Here is a 12400-nt window from a genome sequence, read left to right on the forward strand (position 1 = left end):
GCCCTGAACCGCCCCGATGACCCGGTACGACCAGCTGACCACTGACAGCGGACTGACACGGAGGACGTAGGAACATGACGACGCCGGACGAGCAGATCGTCAACGCACTTCGTGCCTCGCTGAAGGAGAACGCGCGGCTCCAGCAGGAGAACCAGAAGCTCCTGGAGGCCCCCGCCGAGCCCATCGCCATCGTGTCGATGGCCTGCCGGTACGCGGGCGGGATCCGCACCCCCGAGGACCTCTGGCGGGTCGTCACCGACGGCACCGACGTGTACACCGCGTTCCCCGAGGACCGGGGCTGGGACCTCGAAGGCCTCTACCACCCGGACCCGGACAACCCCGGCACCACCTACGTCCGCGAGGGCGCGTTCCTGCACGACGCCGGCCAGTTCGACGCCGGGTTCTTCGGCATCTCGCCGCGCGAGGCGCTCGCCATGGACCCGCAGCAGCGGCAGCTGCTGGAGGTGTCCTGGGAGGCCCTGGAGCGGGCCGGCATCGCCCCGCACTCCGTCCGGGGCACCGACATCGGCGTGTTCGCCGGCATCGTGCACCAGGACTACGCCCCGGACCTCAGCGGCTACGAGGGCTTCCTCAGCCTGGAGCGGGCCCTGGGCACCGCCGGCGGTGTCGCCTCCGGCCGGGTCGCCTACTCGCTCGGGCTGGAGGGCCCGGCGGTCACCGTCGACACCATGTGCTCCTCGTCGCTGGTCGCCATCCACCTGGCCGCCCAGGCGCTCCGCCGCGGCGAGTGCTCGATGGCGCTGGCCGGCGGTGCGACCGTGATGTCCACCCCGGGCGGCTTCGTGGGCTTCGCCCGCCAGCGCGGCCTGGCCTTCGACGGCCGCTGCAAGTCCTACGCGGCCTGCGCCGACGGCTCCAGCTGGGCCGAGGGCGCCGGTGTCATCCTGCTGGAGAAGCTCTCCCGGGCCAGGGAGCTCGGCCACCGCGTGCTGGCGGTCGTCCGGGGCTCCGCGCTCAACCAGGACGGCGCCTCCAACGGTCTGACCGCGCCCAACGGCCCCGCCCAGCAGCGGGTCATCCGCAAGGCGCTGGACAGCGCCAACCTGTCCACGGGCGACATCGACATGGTCGAGGGCCACGGCACCGGCACCGTCCTCGGCGACCCGATCGAGGCGCAGGCGCTGCTGGCCACGTACGGGCAGGACCGCGTGGACGGCCGGGAACCGCTGCGGCTCGGCTCGGTCAAGTCGGTGATCGGCCACACCCAGGCGGCGTCCGGGGTCGCCGGTGTGATCAACATGGTGCAGGCGCTGCGGCACGGCGTGATGCCGGCCACCCGGCACGTCGACGCGCCCACCCCGCAGGTGGACTGGACGGCGGGCGCCGTCGAGCTGCTGACCGAGACCCGGCCCTGGCCGGAGACCGGGCGGCCGCGCCGGGCCGGGGTCTCCTCCTTCGGCGCCAGCGGCACCAACGCGCACCTGATCCTGGAGCAGGTGCCCGAGGAGGAGCCCGCCCAGGCCGGGGCCGCGCCCGACGCCGTGGTGCCGCTGGTGGTCTCGGCGGCCTCCGAGGGGTCCCTGACGGGCCAGGCCGAGCGGCTGGTCTCCTTCCTCGACGCCGCGGAGGGGGTCTCCCTCGCCGGTGTGGCGGGGACGCTGGCCACCCGGCGCGCGGTGCTCGGCGAGCGGGCGGTGCTGGTGGCCGGTTCGCGGGACGAGGCGCTGGCCGGGCTGGCCGCGCTGGCCCGCGGCGAATCCGCCGCCGGGCTGGTGACGGGGAGCGCGACCGGGGCGGGCAAGCTCGTCCTGGTCTTCCCGGGGCAGGGTTCGCAGTGGGTCGGCATGGGCCGTGAACTGCTGGACTCCTCCCCGGTGTTCGCCGCGCGCGTCGCGGAGTGCGCGGCGGCGCTGGAGCGCTGGGTGGACTGGTCGCTGGAGGACGTGCTGCGCGGCGAGGCCCCGGCCGAGCTGCTGGAGCGCGTCGACGTGCTCCAGCCGGCGAGTTTCGCGGTGATGGTCGGTCTGGCGGCGGTCTGGGCGTCGGTGGGTGTGGTGCCGGACGCGGTGGTCGGGCACTCGCAGGGGGAGATCGCGGCGGCCTGCGTGGCGGGTGCGCTCTCCCTGGAGGACGCGGCGCGGATCGTGGCGGTGCGCAGCCAGGTGATCGCGGGCAGCCTGGCCGGGCGCGGGGGGATGGCGTCGGTGGCGCTCTCCGAGAGCGAGGCTGTCGAGCGGCTGGTGCGCTGGGCGGACCGCGTCGAGGTCGCGGCCGTCAACGGCCCGGCGTCCGTGGTGGTCGCCGGTGACGCCGAGGCCCTCGACGAGGCCCTCGACGCGCTGGAGGACCAGGGCGTGCGGGTGCGGCGGATCGCGGTGGACTACGCCTCCCACTCCCGGCACGTCGAGGCGATCCAGGAGACCCTCGGCGAGGCCTTCGCGGACATCCGCAGCCAGGCCCCGCTGGTCCCGTTCCTCTCCACCGTCACCGGCGAGTGGATCGACGGGGCGGGCGTGCTGGACGGCGGCTACTGGTACCGCAACCTGCGCGGCCAGGTCCGCTTCGGCCCGGCTATCACCGCGCTGCTCGGCGCGGGCCACACCGTCTTCGTCGAGTCCAGCGCCCACCCGGTACTGGTCCAGCCGATCAGCGAGCTGGTGGACGCCGCCGACGCCTCGGCCGTGGTCACCGGTTCGCTGCGGCGGGACGAGGGCGGCCCGCGCCGCCTGCTGACCTCGATGGCCGAACTCTTCGTCCGGGGCGTCGCCGTGGACTGGACCGGCCAGCTGCCGGCCGGGGCCGACACCACCCTGGTCGACCTGCCGACCTACGCCTTCGACCACCAGCACTACTGGCTCCAGCTGACCGGATCGGCCACCGACGCCGCCTCGCTGGGCCTCACCGGCACCGACCACCCGCTGCTCGGGGCGGTGGTGCGGCTGCCACAGTCGGACGGGCTGGTCTTCACCTCCCGGCTGTCGCTGCGCACCCACCCCTGGCTCGCCGACCACGCCATGCAGGGCGTGGTGATCGTCCCCGGCACCGTCTACGTCGACCTGGCGGTGCGCGCGGGCGACGAGTTCGGCTGCGGCATCCTCGAGGAGCTGGTCATCGAGGCCCCGCTGGTGCTGCCCGAGCAGGGCGGCGTGCGGGTCCAGGTCGCCGTCGGCGGCCCCGGCCCGACCGGCTCCCGCACGGTGGACGTCTACTCGCTGCGCGAGGACGCCGCCGGCGAGGACGGCGACGGCGAGTGGACCAGGCACGCGACCGGTCTGCTCTCGTCCGCCGCCCCGAGCGGCAGCACCACGCCCGCCGTGGACTTCGCCGCCTGGCCGCCGGCCGGCGCCGAGCCCGTGGAGATCGAGGACTTCTACACCGACCTGGTCGTCCGCGGCTACTCCTACGGCCCGGCGTTCCAGGGCCTGCGGGCGGTCTGGCGGCGCGGCGAGGAGCTCTTCGCCGAGGCCGTGCTGCCGCCGGAGCAGCGGGAGCACGCCGACCGGTTCGGGATCCACCCCGCCCTGCTGGACGCCGCCCTGCACACCAACGCGTTCACCAACCCGGAGGACGGCCGCAACGTGCTGCCGTTCGCCTGGAACGGGCTGGTGCTGCACGCGCTGGGCGCCTCCGCGCTGCGGGTGCGAGTCGCCCCCCGGGGCACCGACGCGCTGTCCTTCCAGGCCGCCGACGAGGCCGGCGAGCTGGTCCTGACGATGGACTCGCTGGTCTCGCTGCCGGTCTCCGCCGAGCAGTTGGGCAGCGCGGCCGGCCAGGACGGCCGGGACTCGCTGTTCCGGGTCGAGTGGACCGGGCTGCCCGCGCCCGAGGGCGCCACGGCCGCGCCGGTCTGGGCCCCGCTGTCCGGGCCGGAGGACGTGGCCGCGCTGGCCGCCCGCGAGAACGTGCCGGCGGTCGCCGTGCTGGACGCGACCGCGGCCGACGCCGAGGCCGACCCGCTGGAGCTCACCTGCCGGGTGCTGGCCGCGATCCAGGCGTGGACGGCCGCGCCGGGCCTGGCCGAGGCCCGCCTGGTGGTCGCCACCCGGGGCGCCGTCCCGGCCGGCGGCGAGGCCGCGGTGACCGACCCGGCCGGCGCCGCCGTCTGGGGCCTGGTCCGCGCCGCCCAGGCGGAGAACCCGGACCGGATCGTCCTGGTCGACCTCGACCCCGCCGCCGCGGCCGGGGCGGGAGCCGTCCTCGGGGCGGTGCTGGCCTCCGGCGAGCCGCAGGTCGCGGTGCGCGGCACGGCGCTCTCCGCCTCCCGCCTGGTGCGTGCCGACGCCGCCCCGGAGGAGGCCCCTGCCACCGCCTTCGACCCGGACGGCACCGTCCTGGTCACCGGCGGAACCGGCTCGCTCGGCGCCGTGGTCGCCCGCCACCTGGTCACCGAGCACGGTGTCCGGCACCTGGTGCTGGCCGGCCGCCGGGGCCCTGCCGCCGAGGGCGCCGACGATCTGGCCGACGAACTCGCCGGACTCGGCGCCACGGTGTCGGTGGTCGCGAGCGACGTCGCCGACCGGGAGGCGGTCGCCGCGCTGCTGACCGCCGTCCCGGCCGAACACCCGCTGACCGGCCTCGTCCACCTGGCCGGCATCCTGGACGACGGGGTGATCGGCGCGCTGACGCCGGAGCGGATCGCCGGGGTCTTCGCGCCCAAGGCGACCGCGGTGCGCCACCTGGACGAGCTGACCCGCGAACTCGCCCCGCAGCTGCGGACGTTCGTGGTCTTCTCGTCCGCCGCCGCGCTGCTCGGCTCGGCCGGCCAGGGCAGCTACGCCGCCGCCAACGCCTACCTCGACGCCCTGATGACCCGCCGTCGGGCCGGCGGACTGCCCGGTCTCTCGCTGGCCTGGGGCCTCTGGGAGCAGAGCACCGGCCTGACCGCCCACCTGAGCGAGGTCGACCAGGCCCGGATGAGCCGCGGCGGCGTCCTGGCGCTCAGCCCGGCCGAGGGCCTGGCCCACTTCGACACCGGCCTGCGGGCCGAGCAGGCGCTGCTCGTCCCGATCAAGCTCGACCTGCGGGCGCTGCGCTCGGACACCGCGTCCGGCGGCGCCGTCCCGCACATGCTGCGCAGCCTGGTGCGGAGCGGGCGCCGGGTGGCACGGACCGCCGCCGGGGACGGCAGCGGGCTGGTCCGCCGCCTGGCGGGGAAGTCCGAGGCCGAGCAGGAGAGCATCCTGCTGGGTATCGTCCAGGCCGAGGCCACCGCGGTGCTCGGCTTCAACGGCCACGAACTGGCCCAGGGCACCCGGGGCTTCAGCGACATCGGCTTCGACTCGCTCACCGCGGTCGAGCTCCGCAACCGGCTGAGCGCCGCGACCGGGGTCAAGCTGCCCGCCACCCTGATCTTCGACTACCCCACGCCGGTGGCGCTCGCCCGCTTCCTGCGCGAGGAGCTCGGCGACACCGCGGCCGGTGCCGCCGCCGCCCCCACCGTGGTCGCGGCCGACCCGGACGAGCCGATCGCCATCGTCGGCATGGCCTGCCGGCTGCCCGGCGGCGTGGTCGACCCCGAGGGCCTGTGGCGCCTGGTGCACGAGGGCCGCGACGGCATGGTGGGCTTCCCGGACAACCGCGGCTGGAACCTCGACGAGCTCTTCGACGACGACGCCGCGAAGCCCGGCACCTCCTACGTCCACAAGGGCGGCTTCCTGCGCGACGCCGGGGAGTTCGACGCCGAGTTCTTCGGGATCTCGCCGCGCGAGGCGCTGGCGATGGACCCGCAGCAGCGGCTGCTGCTGGAGGCCTCGTGGGAGGCGCTGGAGCGGGCCGGCATCAACCCCGGCACGGCGCGGGGCGGCAACATCGGCGTCTTCTCCGGTGTCTCCATCCACGACTACGTCGAGTCGCTGACCAGCATGCCCGCCGAGCTCGAAGGCTTCGTCACCACCGCGACCGCGGGCAGTGTGGCCTCCGGCCGGGTCTCCTACGTGTTCGGCTTCGAGGGCCCGGCGGTGACGGTGGACACGGCGTGCTCCTCCTCGCTGGTGGCGATCCACCTGGCCGCGCAGGCGCTGCGGTCCGGCGAGTGCTCGCTGGCGCTGGCCGGCGGCGTCGCCGTGATGGGCTCGCCGGTCGGCGTCCTCGGCATGTCGCGCCAGCGCGGCCTCGCCGCCGACGGCCGGGTCAAGGCGTTCTCGGCGGGCGCCGACGGCACCATCCTCTCCGAGGGCGTTGGCATCGTGGTCCTGGAGCGGCTCTCCGAGGCCCGGCGCAACGGGCACCAGGTGCTCGCGGTGCTGCGCGGCAGCGCGGTGAACCAGGACGGCGCCTCCAACGGCCTGACCGCGCCCAACGGCCCCTCGCAGCAGCGGGTGATCCGCAAGGCGCTGGCCCACGCGGGCCTGGCCGCCTCGGACATCGACGCGGTGGAGGCGCACGGCACCGGAACGGCGCTGGGCGACCCGATCGAGGCGCAGGCCCTGCTGGCCACCTACGGCCGGGACCGCGACCCGCAGCGTCCGCTCTGGCTCGGCTCACTGAAGTCCAACATCGGCCACACCCAGGCCGCGGCCGGTGTCGCGGCCGTCATCAAGATGGTGCAGGCGCTGCGGCACGGCGTGCTGCCCTCCACACTGAACGTCAGCGCGCCGACCCCGGAGGTGGACTGGTCCGCCGGGGCGGTCGAGCTGCTGACCGAGGCGCGCGACTGGGCCGCCGGCGGCCGGCCGCGCCGGGCCGGGATCTCCTCCTTCGGGATCAGCGGCACCAACGCGCACCTGATCCTGGAGGAGTCCGCCGAGGTGCCGGCCGTCGAGCCGGCGGCGGGCGACGTGCTGCCGGGCGCCGACACGGTGCCGCTGGTGGTGTCGGCCGCCTCGACCGGCTCGCTGGCCGGTCAGGCCGCGCGCCTGGCGGCCTTCCTCGACACGGCGGACCGGCCCTCGCTCGCCGCCACGGCGAACGCGCTGCTGTCCCGGCGCGCGCTGCTCTCCGAGCGTGCGGTGCTGGTGGCCGGTTCGACGGAGGAGGCGCTGGCCGGGCTGGGCGCGCTGGCCCGGGGCGAGTCGGCCCCGGCCCTGGTGACCGGCGGTTCGCTCGGCTCGGCCGGTGCGGGCCGGACGGTCCTGGTGTTCCCGGGGCAGGGCTCGCAGTGGGCCGGCATGGGCCGTGAACTGCTGGACACCTCCCCGGTGTTCGCCGAGCGGATCGCGGAGTGCGCGGCGGCGCTGGAGCGCTGGGTGGACTGGTCGCTGGTGGAGGTGCTGCGCGGCGAGGCCCCGGCCGAGCTGCTCGACCGGGTGGACGTGCTCCAGCCGGCCAGCTTCGCGGTGATGGTCGGCCTGGCCGCCGTCTGGGCGTCCGTGGGCGTGCTGCCGGACGCCGTGCTGGGCCACTCCCAGGGCGAGATCGCGGCGGCCTGCGTGGCCGGTGCGCTGTCCCTGGAGGACGCCGCCCGGATCGTCGCGGTGCGCAGCCAGGTGATCGCCGGTCAGCTGGCCGGTCGCGGTGGCATGGCGTCGGTCGCGCTCCCCGAGAGCGAGGCGCTGACTCGCCTGGAGCGCTGGGCGGACCGCGTCGAGGTCGCGGCCGTCAACGGCCCGGCCTCGGTCGTGGTCGCCGGTGACGCCGAGGCCTTGGACGAGGCGCTGGAGGTGCTCGCGGCCGACGGCGTGCGGGTGCGCCGGGTCGCGGTGGACTACGCCTCCCACACCCGTCATGTCGAGGCGATCGAGGAGACCCTCGGCCAGGCCTTCGCGGACATCCGCAGCCAGGCCCCGCTGGTGCCGTTCCTCTCCACCGTCACCGGCGAGTGGATCGACCAGGCGGGCGTGCTGGACGGCGGGTACTGGTACCGCAACCTGCGCGGCCAGGTGCGCTTCGGCCCCGCCGTCGCCGCGCTGCTCGAAGCGGCCCACACGGTGTTCGTCGAGTCCAGCGCCCACCCGGTGCTGGTCCAGCCGATCAACGAGATCGTCGACGAGACCGCGGTCGACGCCCTGGTCACCGGCTCGCTGCGGCGGGACGAGGGCGGTCCGCGCCGACTGTTCCTGTCGATGGCCGAACTCTTCGTCCGCGGCGTGGCCGTGGACTGGAGCGGCGTGCTGCCCACCGGCACCGCCCCGCTCGACCTGCCGACCTACGCCTTCGACCACCGGCACTACTGGCTGCAGACCGCCCCGGCCACCGACGCGGCCTCGCTCGGCCAGGCCACCGTCGACCACCCGCTGATCGGCGCCGTCGTCCGGCTGCCGCAGTCGGACGGGCTGGCGTTCACCTCCCGGCTGTCGCTGCGCACCCACCCCTGGCTGGCCGACCACGGTGTCGGCGGGGTCGTCCCCGTCCCCGGCGCCGCGCTGGTGGAGCTGGCCGTCCGCGCCGGTGACGAGGTCGGTTGCGGCACCCTCGACGAGCTGGTGATCGAGGCCCCACTGGTGCTGCCCGAGCACGGCGGCGTCCGGGTCCAGGTGACCGTCGGCGGCCCCGACGAGAGCGGTGCCCGCAGCGTCGACGTCTACGCCGCCCGCGAGGACGCCGACGACGACACCGGCGCCTGGACCAGGCACGCCACCGGCCGGCTCGCCCCGGCGGCGGCCCGCACCGAGGCGCACGCCGACCTCGTCGTCTGGCCGCCCACCGGCGCCCGGCAGGCGAGTGCCGACGAGCTCTACGACGACCTGCTCCGCCTCGGCTACGCCCTCGGCCCGGCCTTCCAGGGCGTCCGCGGGCTCTGGCGGCGCGGCGAGGAGGTCTTCGCCGAGGTCGTGCTGCCCGAGGACCAGCGCGCCGACGCCGGCCGCTTCGGCATCCACCCGGCGCTGCTGGACGCCGCCCTCCAGTCCGGCCTGCGCCACGCAGCCGTGGCCGACGGGACCGCGGGCGGACCGCGGCTCTGGCAGCCGGCCGAGTGGACCGGCCTGACGCTGCACGCCGCCGGCGCCTCGGCGCTGCGGGTGCGGCTCGCGCCGTCCGACCGGAACGGGCTCTCGCTGGAGGCCGCCGACGAGACCGGCGGCCCGGTCCTGACCCTGGAGGCGCTCGCCTTCCTGCCTGTCTCCGCCGAGCAGCTCTCCTCCGCCGCGGCGGACGCCGGCCCGGACGCCCTCTTCCGGGTGGACTGGACCGACCTGCCCGAGACCCCCGCCGGCGGCGAGACGCTGCCGCCGTGGGTGCCGCTGTTCCACGCGGACGAGGTGCAGATCCTCGCCGACAACGTCACCTCCCCGGTGGTCGCGCTGGTGGAGGCGACCGACCGGCGCGGCGACGCCCTGGCCCTGACCGGCCGGATCCTGGACCTCGTCCAGACCTGGCTGTCCGCACCGAGCCTGGAGGACTCCCGGCTGGTGCTGGTGACCCGAGGCGCGGTGCCGGCCGGCGGCGACGCCGCGGTGACCGACCCGGCGGGCGCCGCCGTCTGGGGCCTGATCCGCGCCGCCCAGGCGGAGAACCCGGACCGGCTCGTCCTGATCGACACCGACACCGCCACCGACCTCACCTCCGGCACCGACGTCGAGCCGCTGCTCACCGCCGTGCTGGGCTCCGGCGAGCCGCAGGTCGCGGTCCGGGCCGGGGTGCTCTCCGCACCGCGGCTGGTCCGCGCGGCCGGTGGCGACGCGACCGGCGCCGAACCGGCCTTCCGCCCGGACGGGACCGTCCTGGTCACCGGTGGCACCGGCTCGCTGGGCGCGCTGCTGGCCCGGCACCTGGTCACCGAGCACGGCGTCCGGCACCTGGTGCTGGCCAGCCGGAGCGGTCTCGGGGCCGAGGGCGCGCCGGAGCTGGTGGCCGAACTGGACGGGCTGGGCGCGGCGGTGACGGTCGCCGCCTGCGACGTCACCGACCGGGAGGCGGTGGCCGCCCTGCTGGCCGCCGTCCCGGCCGAGCACCCGCTGACCGGCGTCGTGCACACCGCCGGTGTGCTGGACGACGGCGTGATCGGCGCGCTGACGCCCGAGCGGATCGCCGGGGTCTTCGCGCCCAAGGTGACCGCCGTACAGCACCTGCACGAGCTGACCCGTGACCTGGGCCTGACGGCCTTCGCGGTGTTCTCCTCCGCCGCCGGCCTGTTCGGCTCGGCCGGCCAGGGCAACTACGCGGCCGCCAACGCCTACCTGGACGCCCTGATGGCCCGCCGGCGGGCCGACGGGCTGCCCGGTGTCTCGCTGGCCTGGGGTCTGTGGGAGCAGAGCACCGGCCTGACCGCGCACCTGAGCGAGCTGGACCAGGCCCGGATGAGCCGCGGCGGCGTCCTGGCGCTGACCCCGGCCGAGGGCCTGGCCCTGTTCGACGCGGCCCTGCACGCCGACCGGGCCCTGGTCGTGCCGATCAAGCTCGACCTGCGGGCGGCCCGCGCCGACGCGGCCTCCGGCGGCGCCGTCCAGCCGCTGATGCGGGGCCTGGTCCGGGCCGGCCGGCAGGCCGTCCGGGCGGCGGCCGCCCAGCGCAGCGGCGGCGGGCTGGCGGACCGGCTGGCCGGGCTGTCGGCCACCGAGCAGGAGGCCCTGCTGCTCGACCTGGTCCGCGGCCAGGTGGCGACCGTCCTCGGCCACGCCGGGGCGGACAGCGTCAAGGCGGAGAAGGCCTTCAAGGACGCCGGCTTCGACTCGCTGACCTCCGTCGAACTGCGCAACCGGGTCCGTGAGGCGACCGGCCTCAACCTGCCCACCACCGTGGTCTTCGACTATCCGACCCCGCTCGCCCTGGCCCGCCACCTGCACGGCGCGTTCGGCCACGTGGCCGCCGCGGCCGGGCCGGCGGCGCCGGCCGTCCTGGCCGCCGACCCCGACGAGCCGATCGCGATCGTCGGCATGGCCTGCCGGCTGCCCGGCGGCGTGGCGAGCCCGGAGGACCTCTGGCGGCTGGTCGCCGACGGCCGGGAGGCCCTCTCCCCGTTCCCGGAGGACCGCGGCTGGGACCTGGACGGCCTGTTCGACGCCGACCCCGGCCGGATCGGCACCTCCTACGTCGACCGGGGCGGCTTCCTGCACGAGGCCGGCCTGTTCGACGCCGGGTTCTTCGGGATCTCGCCGCGCGAGGCACTCGCGATGGACCCGCAGCAGCGGCTGCTGCTGGAGGCGTCCTGGGAGGCGCTGGAGCGGGCGGGCATCGACCCGGCGGCGCTGAAGGGCACCGACGTCGGCGTCTTCTCCGGCGTCATGAGCCAGGGCTACGGGTTCGGCGGCGAGGTGCCGCCGGAGCTGAGCGGCTTCACCGCGACGGGTTCCGCCGGCAGCGTGGCCTCGGGCCGGGTGTCCTACGTGTTCGGCTTCGAGGGCCCGGCGGTCACCGTGGACACCGCCTGCTCGTCGTCGCTGGTGGCGATCCACCTGGCCGCCCAGGCGCTGCGCCAGGGCGAGTGCTCGATGGCGCTGGCCGGCGGCGCGACGGTGCTGGCCAACCCGCACACCTTCGTGGAGTTCTCCCGCCAGCAGGCGCTCTCGCCCGACGGCCGCTGCAAGGCCTTCTCCTCGACGGCGGACGGCACCGGCTGGGCCGAGGGCGCGGGTGTGGTGGTGCTGGAGCGCCTCTCCGAGGCGCGGCGCAAGGGGCACCGGGTGCTCGCGGTGGTCCGCGGCAGCGCGGTGAACCAGGACGGCGCGTCGAACGGTCTGACCGCGCCGAACGGGCCCTCCCAGCAGCGGGTGATCCGCAAGGCGCTGGCCAACGCGGGCCTGTCCACCGTCGAGGTGGACGCGGTCGAGGCGCACGGCACCGGCACGGTGCTCGGTGACCCGATCGAGGCGCAGGCGCTACTGGCCACCTACGGCCAGGACCGGGAGCCGGGGCGGCCGCTCTGGCTCGGGTCCGTGAAGTCCAACCTGGGGCACGCGCAGGCGGCCGCCGGGGTGGCCGGTGTGATCAAGATGGTGGAGGCGCTGCGCCACGGCGTCCTGCCGCCCACCCTGCACGTCGAGGAGCCCTCGACCGAGGTGGACTGGCAGGCCGGCGCGGTCGAGCTGCTGACCGAGGCGCGGGACTGGCCGGAGACCGGCCGACCGCGGCGTGGCGGGGTCTCCGCCTTCGGCGTCAGCGGGACGAACGCGCACCTGATCCTGGAGCAGGCCCCGGTCGAGGCCGAGGCGCAGGCCGTCACGGTCGAGAACGCGCCGGCCGGTACGGCGCCGCTGGTGCTGTCGGCGAAGAGCGCGGGCTCGCTGGCCGGGCAGGCCGACCGGCTGGCGCCCTTCGTCGAGACCTCCGGGGCGGGGACGGCGGAGATCGCCGCCGCCCTGCTGGCCCAGCGGGCGCTGCTGTCGGAGCGCGCGGTGGTGCTGGCGGGTTCGCCGGAGGAGGCACTGGCCGGGCTGAGCGCCCTGGCGCGGGGTGAGAGCAGCCCCGTCCTGGTGACCGGCACGGTGTCCGACACCGACCGGACGGTGCTGGTGTTCCCGGGGCAGGGCTCGCAGCGGGTCGGGATGGGCCGGGAGCTGGCCGAGCGGTACCCGGTGTTCGCCGAGGCCTTCGACGCGGCCTGCGAGGCGCTGGACGAGCGGTT

The 12400-nt window shown here is 76.2% G+C and carries 1 protein-coding gene; it reads left to right on the forward strand.

Annotated features, from left to right (window positions below):
* Positions 1–74: 74 nt before the first annotated feature.
* Positions 75–12400 (forward strand): SDR family NAD(P)-dependent oxidoreductase (locus tag ABZ497_RS32870; protein WP_359810790.1); only part of this gene is annotated, 12326 nt, incomplete at its 3' end.

It is taken from the genome of Kitasatospora sp. NPDC005751 (assembly GCF_040630835.1).
In the GTDB taxonomy this organism is placed as follows: domain Bacteria; phylum Actinomycetota; class Actinomycetes; order Streptomycetales; family Streptomycetaceae; genus Kitasatospora.